The organism is Allofrancisella frigidaquae, assembly GCF_012222825.1.
GTDB lineage: Bacteria > Pseudomonadota > Gammaproteobacteria > Francisellales > Francisellaceae > Francisella > Francisella frigidaquae.
In genome coordinates, this window is record NZ_CP038017.1 from 409,105 (window position 1) to 428,507 (window position 19,403).

The window sequence follows — 19,403 nt, forward strand, 5'->3', positions numbered from 1 at the left end:
AATTATATGTCTTTAACTGTATCAAAAATGCTCTCGAAATGCTTTGTTTAGGATCACAAAGAGATGTTCCTCAATATCATTATTTTGCTTCTGCAAGTTTTTCATTAATTTGATTAAGTATAATAGTTGCATTAGCTTTGCTATCATCTTTAATATAAATAGCTGATTGATCTTTATTATCTTTAGCGGATTGGACTACAATATTAATAGAGTCACCACTAGGAGAAACAGCTTTAATTTCAGATTTTTTCTGATCAACTGTTTGCTCTGTAGTGGTATAGTTATTTTCTTTTAATACTTCTTGAACAGCTGAAAAGACAGTATCTCTACTTTTTGCATATGCGTTATAAGCATCTGGGTTTTCCATCCACTCATATGCTAAAGCTCCAACTGCAACACTGGCTAAAACTAAACCTGTAACAGCAACAGCTTCAGCTGTGCATGATGTAAGTGCCACAGAAGCTGCTAATAGTGTAGCTATTGTAAGTAATTTTTTCTTCATCATAATTTTCCCTCGCTATTATATTGTTTGTATAAATTAAAAGTCTAACAAATTCATTATAGCAAGCTGTTGCTATATTCTAAACTATTTTTATTTATTTATATTGACAATAATGTCTAAATTAGAATATATTGTTTAAATAGTTGTTTTGAGTATGAAGAAATGCGTGTTGAATTAAGATCTTATAGTGATATCGCACAAGCGATAAGTAAGCTTCTTTATCCTTTTGCTGAGGTTGTTATTCATGACCTAAGTAAAAATAGAATAGAAGCAATATTTAATCCTATATCTAGAAGAGAAGTCGGTGATTCATCATATTTAGATCATATAGATTTTAAAGCTTATGACAAATTATTATCTGTAATAGGTCCTTATGAGAAGCTAAATTATGATGGACGGAAGATGAAATGTATTATTACTGTTATTCGAGATGATAAAGGTATCGTAGTAGGAGCATTATGTATAAATTTAGATGTTTCTGTTTTTGATAAGTATCGAGCTTTAATAAATATGTTTTTGCCAGATGATGGTAATCAAATAGCAAAAGATGAACAAAATCTATTTAAGGATACTTTATATGAAAAGATAAATGGTTTTGTACAAAAATATTGTATAGATAAAAACTTGTTGTTAGATAATTTAAATCGTGCACAAAAAAAAGATTTAATTTTAGAGCTTAAAAATCAAGGAGCGTTAGATGGTAAAAATGCTAGTTATTATATTGCTAGGGCATTAGGTATTAGTCGAGCAACGGTTTACAACTATCTCAAATAAAACTTTAAAGGAGAAAAAATGTTGATTATATTAGGAGCTGTAGTGGGTTTTGTGGCTAGTTTTATATCTACACTGCTTGGCGGTGGAGCTGGATTGATAGCAACACCAGCTTTTTATTATATTATTGTTCATGTATATGGTCCAAGTTATGCAATGCAAATAGCATTGGCTACGTGTTGCGGTATGTCTATATGCTTGAGTTTGATAGCTACTTATAAGCATCAACGTAAAGGAAATATTCAGTTTGGAGAGCTAAGATATTATTTAATAGCTTTGGCCATAGGTGCTGTGATAGGAGGATTAATTGTTAAGCATATAGATACGATTTTATTAAAGCATATTTTCTCTGTGATACTTGTATTAAGTGGTATCTGGATGATTTTACATAATGATAGTAAAATTGTGAAGCTACCATCAAAAATTGCGTATCCAATCTGTGGGGTGTGTGGTGTATTAAGTATACTTGCTACTTCCACAACCTTTGTAACTATGTTTTTTATAAAGATGGGTGTGGATATAAAAAAAGCCATTTCGATTGCAAGCGTGTGTGTAGTTATTAGTTCAAGCATTGCTACTGTTATGTTGGTGTATGGTATTAATGTCGATGTGCCTAATACATTTGGTTATTTAAGTATACCTCTGCTTTTATCAGCTATCCCATTTTCTGTAGTTGGTAGTTTATTAGCAGTTAAATACTTAGGGATAATATCTCCAAGGTTATTAAAGATGCTATTTATTGCATTGATGTTTATATCTGCGGTAGTTATGGTTCTATAAAGGTTTGAAAATAAAAAATTTTATTGTATACTTTGTATCTCTTTGGAGAGGTGTCCGAGTGGTTGAAGGAGCACGCCTGGAAAGCGTGTATAGCTTAACAGCTATCGAGAGTTCGAATCTCTTCCTCTCCGCCAGTGTAGAACTGGAATATCTTATGGTGTGATATTATGTCACTGTAATTAAATATTCTTTTCTCATAAAAATTCTATTACACTTTTATGGATAAAAACAGGTTAGTGCATTTAGTAGTGAAAAAAATTAAAGAAGTGATTAATAGATAGAAGCTTATGATTTCTTTAGAAACTGAGACCAAATATTATAATATAACTATATTGAGAGATCTTTTAGATGATTTACTAGTCGTATGCGATTATGGTTCAAAGCTTACTAAATTCTCCCATAGAAAAAGTATACATGTAGCTTCTATGGCTGAGGCTAATTCGATTATTAATAAAATTGTAAATATAAGAATAAAACACGGATATAGTGTAATATGAATTTGGATATTAATTCTCAATAATTTTTTAAAATCGTAAAAAGGTAAACGCACCATTAGTGGCAATAAGTTAAGATTATCTATAGAAGCTTATCCATCTGGCCTGTACCTTCACATCGGCTACACTTAATAATTTTATTACTAATATTAGGAATAATTCCAATACCATCACATAGTATACATTTCTCTTTTGTTACATAGTTTTTCTTTATCCAACCTTCAGGATATAAGTAAGTGCCAGTTTTATTGCATCTACTACAATGAATATAAGTGTTTTGGTACGGTAGGGTTCCGGCACCATCACATAATATACAAACATCCTTTGTTCCTGTTATTTGATCTTCTTTTATAATTTGCCCTTTGGGTTGTTGTATAATCGAAGCATATTGGCAGTCTTTATTTATTACTGTGGGAACGTGAGAATATTTTTTTTCGCTAGTAGTACTAGTAGTCAGTTTTTCTAAAATTTTACTCTGAGGTTTATTAATTCGCCATATATCAAAAGCCTTTTTAAGCTGCATAAACTTATTACTATCCTGGAAGGACCCATTGTACTGGTATGGTATATTAGTATTGTTTTTGTTTTTATCCTTATAAAAATTTTCTCTTTCAGATACGGTATTTTTCATTTTCAACGAATAAATGAAAAGGTTTAAGTCTATATTTTGGACTCCTTTTTTAAATTCAGTATAGTATTTTTCATAATAACGTTTACTAGGCACAAGAGAGTCCATAGTTATAGAACAATGTGTTTTTTTGATGTTAGTGTTTCCGACTGGTTTTAGTCCATATTCATTAAATTGATCATAAAAACTTTTATTAACATCACATAGTTCAAATCCTTTACCGTATTTAGCTGCGATCATTGAAATTGAGGTCAATAAAATAATACCAATTTTTGAAAAAAAATTAGTATCTTTAAGCATAGAGCTACTATTAATAGTAGCTAGATCTTCTAGGTCAATATGATTATTGTTATTGTCAAGATCAATATTTGCAAGGCCTATGACCATCCGTGAGCTCTTATCATAACATATCAGGGTGATGTCGCCATATTTGTTAAAGATACCTTCTGCGAATCTTTGCTCCACGCGTTTGGTTAAACCATCTTCTTTATCATTATGCGAAAATGCTAAAAATTCAAGAATCCCTCTATTATCTAAATTTGTTACTTCAATTTCAAAATCATTGCGTTCAAGGATAACGTTAAACCAGAGAGGGACAGATAAAGCTAAATTTACGTTGTTTACTTGCGAAACTCCAGATTTTAAATACTCAGATAATGGTAGCCTAAACAAACTTATAATTGCCTCCTGGTTTGAAACTTTATTTTTGAGTTATAATAGGATACAAGTTTGAAATTAGTTTCTGTATATAGTGGTTTTGATACACACTAGTAATTTTTGATAACTAGGTATAATCTTTGAATTAAGTGAAAGTGGCAAATAAGGATATTATTTAAATATCACTATAGTTTTAGTTGTGAGTGAGAGATTAAGTCATTAATATTATAACTAGCTATATCTTTGTGCTTTGCGAGGTGCTCTTCTAAAAGAGCAAAATCTGAATCAGCATAGGTACATAAATCACCTTTTTCATTGTAAATATCAACTTTTGCCCATACTGTGGTACGACCTTTACGGATAATAGTAGTTTTAAAGATATGTGTTGCTTTACTATATGTGGGTTTTAGATACTTTATATTTAGGTTACGTGTCATACAAAAGGATTTACTAACCTCTAACACGTGTTTGCCAAGGATATCATCACATAGCAATGCTATCACACCACCGTGAATAACATTATCCCAACCAACATGGTGAGGCAAACACTTAAACTTAGTATAAAAATGCTCTCCAATATGGTATAAGGGTAGTTGAATCCCAATAGGGTTTTTATCTATTGAACTAAAGCAGGTATAATCCCACGGGAATTCTATAGGTTTATAATCATCTAAATTTATCATGTTAAATAATCTCTAGTAGTTTTTGTAAAAGTTAGTAAATTTAACCTTATCCATATAAGCAAATTTCGCTGCTTACTGCATAAGCTATAGCAACATACTTATCACTAATGTGCGTTATATATATAATTTATAAGTAATGCAACATTATATGCTGCTATAACAAGTAGTATCGTATTATTAACTAACAACAAGCTTCAATAATACCTGCAGCGCCCATGCCTGTACCAATACACATTGTAATCATTGCATATTTTTTGCCAGTACGACGTAAACCGTGGAGTGCTTTTACAGTTAGAATAGTGCCGGTTGCACCAAGAGGGTGCCCAAGAGCAATAGCACCTCCATAAGGGTTAACTTTTTCTTGGTCAAGCTTAAGATCATTAATTACAGCTAATGATTGGGCAGCAAAAGCTTCATTTAATTCAATCCAGTCTATATCTTGTATTGTTAAACTAGTTTGCTTAAGTACCTTAGGAATAGCTTTAACTGGTCCAATACCCATAATACGAGGATCAACTCCTGCTACAGCAAAACCTAGAAATTTACCCAGAGGTTTTAAGTTGTGTTCTTTAAGATATCTCTCGCTAACTAAAACTACTGCAGCTGCACCATCTGACACCTGTGAGCTATTTCCAGCTGTTACAGAACCACCTGCTGCAAAAGCTGGTTTTAATTTAGCTAGAGCTTCAAGTGAGGTATCTTTTCGAGCGCCTTCATCTACGGATATAGTTTCTTTATGGTTTATGATTTCGCCACTTTTCTCATTTGGCTTACGGTGATCTACATCTATCGGCAAAATCTCATCTTTAAAATAACCATTTTCGATAGCATAGATTGCTTTTTGGTGACTTTTAAGAGCAAAAGCATCTTGTTCTTGGCGAGAAACGTTCCAATCTTTAGCAACATTCTCAGCAGTAATTCCCATACCATATGCAATACCTACGTTCTCATCTTTGGCAAAAATTTCTTTACTAAAAGACATTTTATTACCACCAAATGGAATCATACTCATGCTTTCTATACCAGCACCAATAGCAACATCCATATTGCCTTGAGCAATTTCGTTAGCAGCAATAGCAATAGATTGTAAGCCAGAACTGCAGTAGCGGTTAATTGTAAAAGCAGGGATAGTATCAGGTAACCCTGCTAAAAGTGAAGAAATTCTAGCTACATTTAGCCCTTGCTCAGCTTCTGGCATAGCACAACCAACCACTATATCGCCGATATCTTTAGGATTAATACCAGATTCAGCAACAGTTTTTTGTAAAACATCAGCTAATAATTCATCAGGACGTTTTTTTGCAAAACCACCTTTTTTGCCTTTTGTAACAGCAGAGCGTTTTGCAGCGACTATATATACGTTTTCACTCATGCGAATACTCCTTAAAATTAGTTTCTTAATGGCTTACCAGTTTCTAACATATGTTGCATACGCGCAGCACTTTTTTCTGAAGAGGCTAACTCAATAAAGTTTATTAGCTCTCTTTCTAATAACCAGCCCTCTGAAACCATAGTATCTTTTTCAATTTCTCCCCCACACATTGCATCAGCAAGATTTACAGCGATTTTATAATCATGTTCAGAGATTTGATTACCATCACGCATATTGACAAGTAAAGCCTTAATTGTAGCAATCCCTGTTTCACCAAAGACTTTAATTTTTTGTTTTAAAGGAGGTTGGTAGCCAACAAATGCCATTAATTGAGCTTTTTTGATAGCTACTGATAGGATTTCTTTAGTATTCATTACAACTATATCATCTTCGCGTAAAAAGCCCATTTCTTTAGCTTCACAAGCACTTTTAGCAACTTGTGCCATAGCTAAATTTTTATAGCGTCGTTCAAAGTCTTTCCATGGGTCTTGAGCTTGGCTAGCACGTTGCGCCATTTCTTTTGACCCGCCCCAGCCAGGTATAATCCCAACACCAGCTTCAACTAGTCCGATATAGCTTTCGAATGCAGCCACAGCAGCATCACTATGTAAAATAGTTTCACATCCACCACCAAATGCAAAACCTTTAACTGCAGTAACAACTGGAATTTTACTATAGCGTAATTTTTGCGTGATTATTTGATGACCTTTGCGAATGATTGCTTCTATAGCCTCTTTACCATTCATCATAAACTTCATGCCAAATTCTTCTAAGTTTGCCCCAACGGAAAAAACATCTTGTTCTTGCCAGATAACCATGGCTAGACATTTTTCTTCAGCAATATCAATTGCTTGAGATATTCCATCAAGAACATCATCACCAATTGCACACATTTTACTTTTGAATGACAAAATACCCACTCCTTTGTGATCAGTAATTTGCCATAATTTGACACCTTCATTTTCAAACAAGGTTTCAATATCAAGTGTGCTATGCTCACCAACCACCATTTCTGGAAATAATTGGCGCTGATATGCAGGTAATCTATCACGCAGCACTAACTCATTATCAGTAAAGCTAAATTCTTTATTATTGACATAAACTCCTGTTTCTAGTTTATCGACCCATCTTGGTAATGGTTGATTAGATAAAGTTTTACCAGCAGATATTTCCTCTTCTAACCAGCCATTAATTTTTTGCCATCCAGCTAGCTGCCAAATTTCAAATATCCCTTGTTTCCATCCAAAGCCCCAACGGATAGCAAAATCCATATCTTTGGGATAGTTACATATATCACCAACAAGAACAGCAGCATAGTGAAACATTTCTCTAAAACATGCCCATACAAATTGAGCTTGAGTGTTTTTACTGTTTCTTAAAGCCTCTAGCTTCTTACCCCAATCTTTCTCTGAAAGGATTTCAGATACTTCTTTATCGGCTTTTTTCTCAGAAGTTCGATACTGTTGTGTTTCTAAATCTAGGACTTTTATGCTGTCATTTTCTTTGATATATAGACCTTTCTTGGTTTTTTGTCCTAGAGAGCCTTTATTAATAAGTGATTTAATCCAGCTAGGAGTTTGGTATAGCTGTTCCCAACCATCTTTTAAGTTGTCTTTCATTGTGTCAATAACATGCGAAAGTACATCTAGTCCTACTAAGTCTGCTGTACGATAAGTAGCACTTTTTGCACGACCTAGCTTCTTACCAGTTAGGTCATCCACAACCTCAAGAGGGATATTCATTTTTTCTGTGTAGTGACATGTTACTAGCATTGAAAATACACCTAAACGGTTAGCTATAAAGTTAGGCGTGTCTTTAGCACGAATTATGCTTTTACCAAGTTTTGTTGTTAAAAAAGTTTCTAATTTATCTAATACATCTGCATTTGTATTAGAATGAGGAATTAATTCTACTAAAGGCATGTATCTTGGAGGATTAAAGAAATGCACTCCACAGAAATTTACCTTTATATCTTCTGGAAGAAAATTTGCTAAAGTGGCAATACTTAGTCCAGAAGTATTACTTGCTAGAATAGCATTTGGATTAATATAAGTAGCAATTTTATTATATAGTTTTTCTTTAATATCTAAACGTTCTGCAACAGCTTCAATTATTAAATCACAGTCTTCTAAAAGAGACAGGTTATCATCATAGTTTGCTGGGGTTATATACTTAATAGAATCTTCTGAGCCAAAAGGAGCTGGGTTAAGCTTAGTTAATTTTTGCAATGCTTCATTGACTATAGAGTTTGGTTCACTTTCTTTTGATTTTAAATCAAATAACACTACTGGAAATCTAGCATTAGCAAAATGAGCGGCAATTTGCGAACCCATAACACCAGCTCCAAGTACAGCAATTTTATCAATAGCTTTACGTTGAGACTCTTTAGAAATAGGTTCTGGTTTTACTGTAGTAGCTGGTTCGGAGCTACTTTCCTGAATTATAGTTTCCTCTTCAGGTAAATATTCAGAGCCAAAAACTTTTAGATACTCACGCATGGCGTTTTCTTTACTCATTCCTTTAACTGAATTCCATGCCATCCATTTTGCACGTTCGACCATCCTAAACGCAGATGGAGCTTTGCTTTGGATGTCTCCTTCAGTTGCTTGTTTGTAAAAAGCATAGAGTTTTAGTTTTTGATTGTTATCTGGTTTAAAATCAATGGTTGCATCCCGCACTGCTTGAACCATTTCGTTGAATTTTTGCTCTAAATTTGACATATTTTTCTCCTTTTTAAGGTTTTTCTTTCTGCCATTCAGGATGTGCGTTTTTAGGTCCTAAAGCATAATCGTCAAACTCATCGGTTTGGATGACGTTATTAACTTTAGCTAACATTTCTTTAACTTTATTTAACTCATCAGAAGTGATAATTTTTTGCTCATAAGCCTCTTCGATCACTGCTGTCCAAGTCATTTTTGGTAATTTATCCGCTTTGATAGCTTGTATAATCTTATGTTTAATTGGCATAGTTTCTAGTATTGTCAGATAAGCATTTTCAACTCTGCCAGTTGGATCTTGATCATCATTCGGGATATAACATCTAGTTTTCATCCAGTTACGAGTTGCACTATTTGTAGAAAGTTCTTTACAGATTTCAGCTTCAAGTTTATCAGAAGGCTTTTTAAATTTTTTACCATATGGAAATACAAAAAATTTCATTTTTAAAGCTAAAATCTTAATAGGAAAATTTCTAAATAAATCCAGCATAGCTTGTTGTGCTTGGTATAAGCAATATTGTAAACTCCAATGTACAAAAGCATCATCAGTTTCAGGTTCACCTATATCTTTGTAAAATTTTAATACAGCACAAGCCATATATAAATAGCTCATAATATCTCCTAGACGTGCGGATAATCTTTCTTTTCTTTTTAATCCGCCACCTAATACAATAAGTGATAAATCATTAATATATGCATAAGCTGTGCTCATGTGGGTAATATATTTGTAATAGTGTTTAAACTTACTTTGATATCCTTTAGCAGTAATTCCTCCTGTTAAACCATACCAAAGAGTTCTAGAGCTATTACCAAGTGTATAACAAATATGCTTTTTCATAAGACTGCTAAACTCTTTTTGTCCAAGTTCTTCATCTAAATTCATCAAGCTTTCAGCTTCAGCACGTATGTATGGGTGACAACGCATAGCTCCTTGACCAAAGATCATTAAGTTACGTGTCATAATGTTTGCACCCTCAACAGTAATGCCTATTGGTGTTGCCATATATGGAATAGCTAGATAGTTATTTTTACCCATAATAATCGCTCGTCCACCATGAATATCCATAGCATTATTAATTGTTGTACGACCCATTTCAGTTAAATGATATTTAGCAATAGCCGAGGCAACTGATGGTGAGATACCAGCATCAACAGCAGATACAGTAAATTCACGCGTTGCATTTGCCAAATATGCTAAACCACCAATCTCGGCTAATTTCTCTTGGACACCGTCAAAGTGTGCAATAGGAACTTTAAACTGTTCTCTTACATTACTATAGGCAGAGGTGATTACAGTCGACATAAGTGTGTTAGCAGAGCCACATGCAGGTAAAGAAATTGACCTGCCAATAGATAAACATTCCACTAGCATTCGCCAACCTTCTCCAGCCATTTTCTGCCCACCAATAATCCAATCTATAGGAATAAAAGCTTCTTTAGCTTTGATATAACCATTCATGAAAGCTTGACCTAATGGGAATCCACGCTTACCAATTTCTAATCCTTTGTGATCATGGGGTAATAGTGCACACGTGATACCTTCTTCCCCAACACCGCCTAATAAACCTTCAGGATCTTGTAATTGAAATGCTAAACCTACTAAAGTTGCAACAGGTGCTAACGTGATATAACGTTTATTAATATTTTCTAGCCGGATACCTAAGATTTTTTTTCCATTATGCTCACCATAGCAAACAACTCCTTTATCAGGTAAAGACGTTGCATCGGAACCAGCAGTTGGACCTGTTAGAGCAAAGCAAGGGATTTCTTGACCAGTAGCTAAACGAGGTAAGTAATATTTTTTTTGTGCATCTGTACCGTAATGATGCAGAAGCTCTCCAGGACCTAGAGAATTAGGTACCATGACAGTGATTGCTGCAGTAACACTTTTTGTCGCAATTCTCATGACTATTTCTGAATGTGCTGCTGCTGAAAAGCCTTTGCCTCCGTACTCTTTGCTAGTAACTAGACCAAAAAAACCTTTTTCTCTTATAAATTTCCAAGTTTCTTTTGTTAGATCTTTATCTACATAATTGATTTTCCAGTCATCTAACATATCACAGAGTTGTGTGGTTTCATTTTCTAAGAAAGATTTTTCTTCTTCTGATAAGCTGAATTTCTGTAAGTTATGGAGTTTCTCAAAATCAGGTTTACCTTGAAAAATATCCTGTTCAAACCAGCTATCACCAGCATTTAATGCAGTTTGCTCAGTTTTAGAAATTGTAGGCATTGATTTTCTAGCCTTTTTGTATATTACATTAAATAAACTATTTAACATCTCTTGACTCCTTAAACAAAACTTTAAAAACCTTCTATTGATACTTCTGAGCTTCTTGCTGTAACAATTTAATGTCTATTTTTCCAACAGTATTCTTAGGAAGTTCATCCTTAAAAATGATTTTTCTCGGTAGTTTATAATGTGCAAGCTTAGTAGTACAGTAAGAGATAATTTCTTTTTCTGTTAATTTTTGGTGCGGTTTTAGTACTACAAATGCCACGGGCATTTCACCAGTCTCTACCGAAGGTATACCCACAACAGCAGCATCTTGTATTTCATGTTTATCAATAAGAGCTAACTCAATTTCTTTAGGGAAAACATTAAACCCTGAAACAATAATCATATGTTTTATCCTTCCTGAGATAACCAAGCGTCCTAATTCATCGAGGTATCCCATATCTCCTGTTTTTAACCAGCCATCATTAGTAAAGTGCTCCTTGTTGATTTCTGGCAAACTCCAAAATCCAGGAGATTTTTGAGGTCCTGTAACCCAGATTTCACCAGTTTTTCCCTGAGGAAGTTCATTACCTTTTTCATCATATATTCTGATATCTGTATTTGGTAGGTGATATCCAACGGTACCATTAAACTCAGAATCTTCGAGTGAGTTTACAGTGACAACTGGTGACATTTCAGATAAGCCATAGCCTTCTTTGATATTCACACCTGTAACTTTTTTCCATTCATCTGCTACTGCTTTGACGGTTGACATCCCACCACTTATAGAAAGCTTGAAATTAGGGAAGTTACTTTTTCTAAACTTTTTATTATTTAGTAACGCAACATAAAGAGTGTTAACCCCAAAAATAGTTGAGAAGTTGCTTTTTCTCATTTGGTTTACTAGACCATTAATATCTCTTGGGTTTGGGATTAGAATCTGTAGAGCACCAGAAAAATAGAAAAGAAATAAATTAGCTGTGAGACTAAAAATATGATAAATAGGTAGGGTAGTTAATACAATTTGTTCACTAAGTTTAATATTAAAGCCTTCTGTCCATGCTTTGATTTGATATATATTAGCAACGATATTCTTATGTAAAAGAATAGTTCCTTTGGGTGTACCTGTTGTACCACTAGAGTATTGTAAGGCTACCATATCATCAGGAGCCACTTCTATTTTAGAGTAGTCAGGTTTATAATCTGCTTTTATGGCATTAGAGAACGTGTCAAACTTATCTTTTAAATATTTGTCTTTCATACCTTTAATATATTTAGCTACAAAAGAAATTATTTGTTTTCTTGGAGTAGAATATAAATCTGCGATATGTGTAACCATCATATGCGTAAGGTCTTCACATTCAGCAGCAATTGCTTCCACAGTATGTGCTAATGATGAGAGTACGATAATTCCTTTTGCTTTTGAATCCTTAAGAATTCCTTTGACTTCTTTACTTGTATAAAGAGGGTTGATGTTTACGAAAACGCAGCCTAATTTTATTAACGCAAAAATAATAATAGGAAACTGTAGTAGATTTGGTAACATAATGGCGATATGTTGACCTTTTTTTACTTCCCATTTATGTTGTAGGTATCCTGCAAACATATCAGAATATTCATCAACTTGTTTAAAGCTTAGTTTTTGACCTTGGCATATAAAAGCTTCACGAGAAGAGAAGTTTTCAACTACTATTTTAAGCATATCACTTAAAGTGATCTCAGGGATTTTGATATGGCTTGGAACTTCTTTAGGGTAATCCTTATAATTTGACTTAGATATCATAAAACTCCTCTCTTTTTTAACAAGTAAATGATCATTTTTATGCTATTGAGCTTGATCTTTGAAGCATAGCCCTAGTTACATATTAAAGTATTGGATAATGTTTGTCATTAAAATGTTTGTATACAGTTATTTTCGTGCTCGGTTTCTGAGCGTAGTCGAAGTATGATTAGTTTCGCTACTTACTACGTAAGTTTTAGCGACATACTTTTTTCATTGCAAAAAAAGTATGCAAAAATGCCTAGCACATGCTACCGCTTAGTTGTATGCCATTGGCAACTACAAAACTCGCGATGCTCAAACAGTTGTAGTTGCTATTTCAATGGCTTAACAACTGCTAAACGCAAATGTGCTTTAAAAGACACAAGCACCAAGCAATAGACTGCTAAAACGATCTATTCTTAACTTGTACCAAACACATACTTTAATTAAAAAGCCAATTCTATTTATATTCATCTTGATGTTTTAAGTAGTAATCTCTTGGACTATGAAAGCTTGTTTGATTTCTACTATCACAAAATTTTTCTGTCTGCTTAGTATATGGTTGTAATACCTTCGTTTTATTTGCTATGGACTGTCGATAATATGCTGGAAAAGCAGCACAATAAACGCTTTTTAATTGACTCTTTTTAAAATCCTCTAACAATTCATTGGTTGATGATTTATTAATATCATCGATTCTAAAATCCATAACTATAATTGGATTATCTAGAGCTTGTACTTTGAAGTAGTATGAACCATATTGGGAAAAATCAAAAGACCCAGGGCGGTTATGAGTTTGGTATTTATATTCAAAACTTTCTAATTTAAATGGTTGCTTATATTCTTTCTCAAGAAGTTGCATAACCTCTTGTTTAACTTGCTGCTGTTGTTCTTTAGTTGCTTTTGGACTTATACTTCTTTCTAAATATCCATATGTTGCAGCAGCTGTCATGCAACTAGTTAAAAAGCAACATAAAAAAAATAGTGTTATTATTTGAATTTGTCTCATTACAGCTAAACCTCTACTCGGTTACTAAAAGTATCGGTATTAAAACATAATCTATACTTAGTCTTTTGCTCTAAATTACCGCTTAATTTTAAAATATCTGAATTAAGTTTATTTACTTGTGTTTCTATTAAACTACCATCTAGTCGATATTCTTGATAACGATAGTTAGCTATCTCATGAAGAGTTTTAAAGTCCTTATAACTACCAGCACTATCTATCAACACTTTTTTACCTACGCTTACAGCTATGTTAGCTATAATATCACCTCTCCTACTAAAAGATGTAAAATCAATATCTGACTTAAAGCTTGTATAATTAATTATTAATTTATCTGCTATACCCTGCCAACTATTACAATTTTTAGCTGCTAGCTTACACTGCCATGACTTAAAAGCTTTAATTGGATTTAAAGTCAAATAGTAAAGTGCTCCGTCCTCATTATTATATTTCATAAATGGGTCTGCTTCATTCTTAATACCAAAAGGTTCAAATCCTTTTGATGGTGATAGTCTAATTCCTCTAAATCTTTTATCTACAAAGTATACTGCTTGCATTTGTGCTATTGAGCCACCCAAGCTATGTCCTGCAAAGCCTATATGTTTAAGATTATAATTTTTAAGAAGGTACTTAACAAATTCTATAGCTGATTTTGTATGATTTGATACCATTGTAATTGGTGTGCCTTTACCTAAAATTGTCATATTTAACAAATCTGTTTTGATTAAATCATTATAGATACCATCCAAACTATTTAATCTTGTACCTCTGTTTATTACATATATACCTTTATTTTGCTTATCTTCAGCAGTAGCTACTGCGATACCATAGTAACCAACATCGTTACCTAATTGGCTACTTGTAGCTACTAACTTATATTTTGCTAATATTGGATAGTAGTGATGAGGGTATTGTTCTAAGGCATCTTTTATATCTTTTGATAAATTAAGTTCTTTATCTTCTATAACCTTACGTTTGTTTTCATAGAAAATATTAGCAAGTGAGAAATCCTTCAAATCTGGTGAATTAAGAGCAAAATCTAAAGCTCTACTTTCGTAAACCAACTCACAAAGCACGCTCGCATCTTTATCTGGCAAGTTTGTTAATATTTTATTTTTATAATGATCTATGGCTATACCATTATTATTCTTATATAGATGAAAACTCATTAAGCACCTTTATTATTTTAAAATAAGTTTTAAATTATTTATACTTAAAACTAAACAAAAATACAAGTAACATTTTTAATTTATTTGCTCTAGTTATTTTATATTTAAGTTTCTCCGAAATTATTGAATGAACGTACCTGTTAAGTTATAAGCTAATGAACTAATTTTATTAAGCTTTCTGAAACCATCATAAGGTCGTAGCTTGCAACAACTGTGTTCTCATATTTGATACGAGGTGCTCTTAGATCATGGATTATATTTGGAGTTTTTCATCTGCACGGTAATTATATAAGGATTTTATGATCGATTGGCTTATGTAATTAATTAGATAACAAAGCCTTTAGAAGCATTGTTTATGTTAAAATAACTCTAAGAAAGAGTTTCAAATCAAATAGTGAATATATATGCAATTTGCATTTTTAAACAGTAATAAGTATGCAGCAATTAATGCTATGAAAGCTACATTAGGTGTAGCGATAGCTTATTTAGTAGGTTTCTACTTGGGTGATTTTTTTGAAGTTAAACAAATGTATTTATGGATGGTAATAACTGTATTAGTAGTCATGTCGACTCAGCCAAACTTAGGAGGGGCTTTGGATAAAGCACTTATGAGGTTTTTAGGTACTGTAGCTGGTGCGATAATAGCTATGATAATAACGGTATTTCTCGCTAATAAGTCTTTGCAAATGATTATGGTTTTACCATTTTTGATGTTATCTGTATATTTTGCAGGAGCTTCATCAAAATATAGTTATGCTGGTACTCTTGCTGGTATAACAATAATAATTATTATCCTAAACGCTCGTCCCAGTGTTGAAATTGCAATCCAAAGAGCAGAGGAGATATCCCTAGGGATAGCTATAGCTTTGATGGTTAACCGTTTTGTTTTCCCTATAAGAGCTGAAACAAGAATAAAACAAAGCTATGTAAAAACTGTTTCACAAATTAGAGACTTTTTTGAAATTTTATTTATAGAGCGTAACCAGTCCCATCAAAAACTTAGAGAAAGTATCTTTCTTGAATTTACAAAACAGTTATCTTTATTAAAAGAGCTTAAATATGAAGGCTCTGCTAAAAGGGTCAGAGAATATGAGAAAATGGGCCTATATATACGCAGAATTTATAGATATATGATAGTTATGTATGAATATATTGAAGCTTCACTAGATCCTACACTAGTGGCTAAACTAGACCAAGAACCAGTATTTATAGCATTTAAAGACTATATCATGAAATCTTTATCAGATATTGTATATGATATTAAAAAACACAAAAGGATAAGTTATAAAGAACTATTAAAATTTGAAAAGCACATACGGCCATTAATAAAAGATGTTGAATTATTGAATGAAACAGACGCAAATTTTACCTTCTGTATCAAGATGTTTCTTAGCTCGGTGAAAAAGCTAGCAATTGAGCATAACTATATTTTGCAGATGTCTAAGCATTGATATCTTTACTGTTTTTAAGTAGTATTTATTCGATTTTTCTTTTTTTAAAAAAAATATAATAGAGAGTCTCTTATGAATTTACATTCAAAAAACGTAGTAATAGTAATACTTATCACTACGATTATAGTTGATATAATGGGTATAGGTTTAGTTTTCCCTATTATGCCTTCATTATTTTTTGATAATACTTGTATTACATTTGGTGACCCTAGTGGTAATTTCCAAAACTGGTATTATTCAATAGCGTTAGCGTGTTGGCCTTTGGGTCTAATGATAGGTTGTCCTGTTATTGGTGAATTATCTGACAAGTATGGGAGAAAAATTATCTTGATGGTAGCTCTTTTTGTAACTTGTTTGTCATATGCGTTATCTGCCTATGCTATTTATTCACATAACTATATTTTGTTTATAGCTAGTAGATTTATTAGTGGTTTGGCAGGCGGAGCATTTGAAATAGCTCAAGCTGCTGTTATAGATATTTCTACTGAAGAAGAAAAATCTAAAAACCTTGGATTTATAGCGATGGCAGGCTCTTTAGGTTTTGTGATAGGGCCGGTGATTACAAGTTTAGTTTCGACTTTGAATATAAGTCATACTTTGCCATTTTTTTTCGCTGGTGTTTTATCTTTTATAAATATGTTATTTATATATATAGCGATGCAGCGAGATTTGCCAAAAAACCCTGGTTTAGTTATAGAACTTGGTACTATTTATACGACTATATCTTTTTTGCTTTCAGATAAGCGTATAAGAGCTATCGGAGTAGTTTATCTTTTGGTGCAATGTGGTTGGGGATTTTATGGTCAAGGGGTAGCATTATTTTTAACACAAGCTTATAGCTATAGCGTATCAAAAGTCGGTATATTTTATGCTGTAATAGGTTTAGCAACGGCAATTGCAAGCTTAACTTTACAACCCAAAGTTTTTGCCAAGTTTTCTAACAACAATGCTTTTATATTGGCTGCTGTAGTATGCGGAGCATCTCTTATAAGTGTAGGCTTATTTCTAGGGGTAGAAAAATTACAGTGGTTAATAGGAATTATCTCATCAATGGCACAGCTAATTTGTTATACTGCATTATTGTCAATGATATCTTTTGCTGTTTCTGATAAAGAGCAAGGCAAAGCCATGGGTGCAGCGGGAGCTGGTTTTGGTCTAGCTTGGTTTTTAAATGATATTATGATGGGACATTTAGCGTCAGTTTCATCAACCTCACCTATTTCTTTTGGCGGAGGAATGTATTTTGTTGCTATTATAATATTTATATTAGCTACCAAAGTTTTGTATGAAAAGGTAAAATAGCTATCTACAACTTTATTAACAAAAGTATATAAATGCAGTTAGTTTCGCTTAAAAATATCAGTTTAAATTTTGGTACTCAGATAGTTCTTAACAACGTTAATCTAGAAATCACAAAAGGCCAAAGAATATGTCTTATTGGACGTAACGGCACAGGTAAATCGTCGTTGCTCAAAATTATTGAAAATAAAATTCAGCCTGATGGCGGGGAAGTTATTATTCACAATAATGCTGTAGTTTCAAGTATGATCCAGGAGGTTCCTGCAAGTATTCAAGGAAGTATAGCAGATGTTATATTATCTAGCTTAGATGAGGTTGGGGAGAAGCTCATAGCGTATCAGCAAACTTTAGCTAGTAATCCTAATTCACCAAAGTTGGAGAAGTTACATAAATATATAGATGAAAATCATGCTTGGAATTACTTAAATGATGTCGAGATTTTAGCATCCAAGTTAAAGCTAGACCCAAAAGCTATATTTAAAGATCTTTCTGGTGGGATGAAAAGAAGAGTTATATTAGCTAGAGCTTTAATTAAAAAGCCAGACCTGCTGTTATTAGATGAGCCAACAAACCACTTAGATATAGACTCGATAAAATGGTTAGAGGAATTTCTAGCTAATTTTAATGGAGCCATATTATTTATTACACATGATAGAAAGTTTTTAAATAATGTTGCTAAAAGTATAGTTGAGCTAGATAGAGGACACCTTTTTTCTTTTGAGGGGAACTATATTAAATTTTTGGAAAAAAAAGAACAGATTTTGCATGCTGAAGAAAAAGCTAATAGTGAATTTGATAAAAAATTAGCTCAAGAAGAAGCTTGGATACGTCAAGGTATAAAAGCTCGTCGTACAAGAAATGAGGGTAGAGTAAGAGCTTTAGAACAAATGCGTAAGGAGCTAAGCCAACGTAAACACAAAGTTGGTAAGGTTGATATTGGCACATCTCATGTTAAAACTTCATCAAAAAAGATAATACAAGCTGATAATCTAGGCTTCAAATATCGTTCAGAATATTTATTTAAAAATTTTTCTACAGAAATTCATCGTGGTGACAAAATAGCAATCCTTGGGCAAAATGGTTGTGGTAAAAGTACGCTTTTAAACTGCTTGTTAGGAACTTTATCACCAACTGAGGGTATTATTTCTCATGCGGATAATTTAAAAGTTGCTTATTTTGATCAGCTAAGAGACCAGCTAGACGAGAAACTAAGCGTAGTAGATAATGTAAAAGAAGGGTCTGATTTTATCAACATTGGAGGTAAAGAGGTTCATATTATTACATATTTACAAAAGTTTTTATTTACCCCTGATAGGTTACATGCACCTATAACACATCTATCAGGTGGTGAGAAAAATCGTCTTTTATTAGCTAAAATATTATCAAAGCCTAGTAATGTTATTGTTCTAGATGAGCCAACAAATGATTTGGACATCGAAACTCTAGAAATATTAGAGGAGCTACTTATAAACTATCAAGGTACAATACTCTTAGTAAGTCATGATCGAGAATTTATAAATAATGTTGCTACTAGCACAATAGTTTTTGAGAACGGTAAGCTTGAGGAGTATGTTGGTGGGTATGATGATTGGTTATCTCAATGTAAAGCCACCATCAATAAAACAAATAATAATCAGGCAAAAGATAATAAAGAAGCTAGTAACTTAAATAAGCTTAGCTATGAACAGAGAAAGATTTTACGTAACTTGCCTAGCCAAATAGAAAAACTAGAGGCTAGTATTTCAGAGATAGAAAATCAAATGGGTGAAATGGAGTTTTATCAAAAAAGCCAGTCTGAAATCAAAGTAATACAACAAAAGCTTGATAAACTTAACACTGAATTAGAACAAAAGTATACCCTTTGGGAAGAGCTTTTAGAGTTAGAAAAGTGTTAAGT

The 19,403-nt window shown here is 32.9% G+C and carries 15 protein-coding genes and 1 tRNA gene; 7 read left to right on the plus strand and 9 right to left on the minus strand.

Features of this window, described 5'->3' with window-relative positions; genetic code table 11:
• Positions 1–79: 79 nt before the first annotated feature.
• Positions 80–505: a DUF3568 family protein gene (locus E3E15_RS01905; RefSeq protein ID WP_172106374.1), complete on the minus strand. Its 426-nt coding sequence runs from the start codon at positions 503–505 to the stop codon at positions 80–82.
• A gap of 159 nt (positions 506–664) precedes the next feature.
• Between E3E15_RS01905 and E3E15_RS01910 the strand changes: the two genes are divergently transcribed.
• From E3E15_RS01910 to E3E15_RS01925, 4 genes are all read left to right on the plus strand, one after another.
• Positions 665–1,276: a helix-turn-helix transcriptional regulator gene (locus E3E15_RS01910; RefSeq protein WP_172106375.1), complete on the plus strand. Its 612-nt coding sequence runs from the start codon at positions 665–667 to the stop codon at positions 1,274–1,276.
• A gap of 18 nt (positions 1,277–1,294) precedes the next feature.
• Positions 1,295–2,053: a sulfite exporter TauE/SafE family protein gene (locus E3E15_RS01915; protein WP_172106376.1), complete on the plus strand. Its 759-nt coding sequence runs from the start codon at positions 1,295–1,297 to the stop codon at positions 2,051–2,053.
• A gap of 44 nt (positions 2,054–2,097) precedes the next feature.
• A tRNA-Ser gene (locus E3E15_RS01920) sits at positions 2,098–2,187 on the plus strand.
• Between the two features lie 153 nt (positions 2,188–2,340).
• Positions 2,341–2,550, plus strand: coding sequence for a hypothetical protein (locus E3E15_RS01925; protein WP_172106377.1), 210 nt, complete (start codon positions 2,341–2,343; stop codon positions 2,548–2,550).
• 79 nt (positions 2,551–2,629) lie between these two features.
• On the opposite strand, the gene E3E15_RS01930 is transcribed toward E3E15_RS01925, so the two are convergent.
• The 8 genes from E3E15_RS01930 to E3E15_RS01965 form a co-directional block, all read right to left on the minus strand.
• Positions 2,630–3,847, minus strand: coding sequence for a molecular chaperone DnaJ (locus E3E15_RS01930; RefSeq protein ID WP_172106378.1), 1,218 nt, complete (start codon positions 3,845–3,847; stop codon positions 2,630–2,632).
• 170 nt (positions 3,848–4,017) lie between these two features.
• On the minus strand, positions 4,018–4,515 hold the full coding sequence (locus tag E3E15_RS01935) for a PaaI family thioesterase (RefSeq protein ID WP_172106379.1): 498 nt from the start codon (positions 4,513–4,515) through the stop codon (positions 4,018–4,020).
• A gap of 181 nt (positions 4,516–4,696) precedes the next feature.
• Complete coding sequence (locus E3E15_RS01940) at positions 4,697–5,887, minus strand: acetyl-CoA C-acyltransferase (RefSeq protein ID WP_172106380.1); 1,191 nt, start codon at positions 5,885–5,887, stop codon at positions 4,697–4,699.
• 17 nt (positions 5,888–5,904) lie between these two features.
• Positions 5,905–8,607 (minus strand): acyl-CoA-binding protein, encoded by a 2,703-nt coding sequence (locus E3E15_RS01945; protein WP_172106381.1) that lies wholly within the window; start codon positions 8,605–8,607, stop codon positions 5,905–5,907.
• Positions 8,608–8,620: 13 nt separating this feature from the next.
• Positions 8,621–10,882, minus strand: coding sequence for an acyl-CoA dehydrogenase (locus tag E3E15_RS01950; RefSeq protein ID WP_172106382.1), 2,262 nt, complete (start codon positions 10,880–10,882; stop codon positions 8,621–8,623).
• Positions 10,883–10,916: 34 nt separating this feature from the next.
• Positions 10,917–12,602: a long-chain-fatty-acid--CoA ligase gene (locus E3E15_RS01955; RefSeq protein WP_172106383.1), complete on the minus strand. Its 1,686-nt coding sequence runs from the start codon at positions 12,600–12,602 to the stop codon at positions 10,917–10,919.
• Between the two features lie 439 nt (positions 12,603–13,041).
• A complete protein-coding gene (locus E3E15_RS01960) occupies positions 13,042–13,590 on the minus strand; it encodes a hypothetical protein (protein WP_172106384.1) in 549 nt (182 codons plus the stop codon).
• Between the two features lie 5 nt (positions 13,591–13,595).
• Entirely contained in the window at positions 13,596–14,756 is a 1,161-nt protein-coding gene (locus tag E3E15_RS01965) for a lipase family protein (RefSeq protein ID WP_172106385.1), read from the minus strand.
• A gap of 404 nt (positions 14,757–15,160) precedes the next feature.
• Here E3E15_RS01965 and E3E15_RS01970 point away from each other — a divergent pair, with 404 nt between their 5' ends.
• The 3 genes from E3E15_RS01970 to E3E15_RS01980 all read left to right on the plus strand — a co-directional run bounded on the left by E3E15_RS01970 (position 15,161) and on the right by E3E15_RS01980 (position 19,401).
• Positions 15,161–16,207, plus strand: a complete 1,047-nt coding sequence (locus tag E3E15_RS01970; RefSeq protein WP_172106386.1) for an FUSC family protein — start codon at positions 15,161–15,163, stop codon at positions 16,205–16,207.
• A gap of 72 nt (positions 16,208–16,279) precedes the next feature.
• Positions 16,280–17,509, plus strand: coding sequence for an MFS transporter (locus tag E3E15_RS01975; protein WP_035721469.1), 1,230 nt, complete (start codon positions 16,280–16,282; stop codon positions 17,507–17,509).
• Between the two features lie 32 nt (positions 17,510–17,541).
• Complete coding sequence (locus E3E15_RS01980) at positions 17,542–19,401, plus strand: ATP-binding cassette domain-containing protein (protein ID WP_035721470.1); 1,860 nt, start codon at positions 17,542–17,544, stop codon at positions 19,399–19,401.
• Positions 19,402–19,403: the final 2 nt, after the last annotated feature.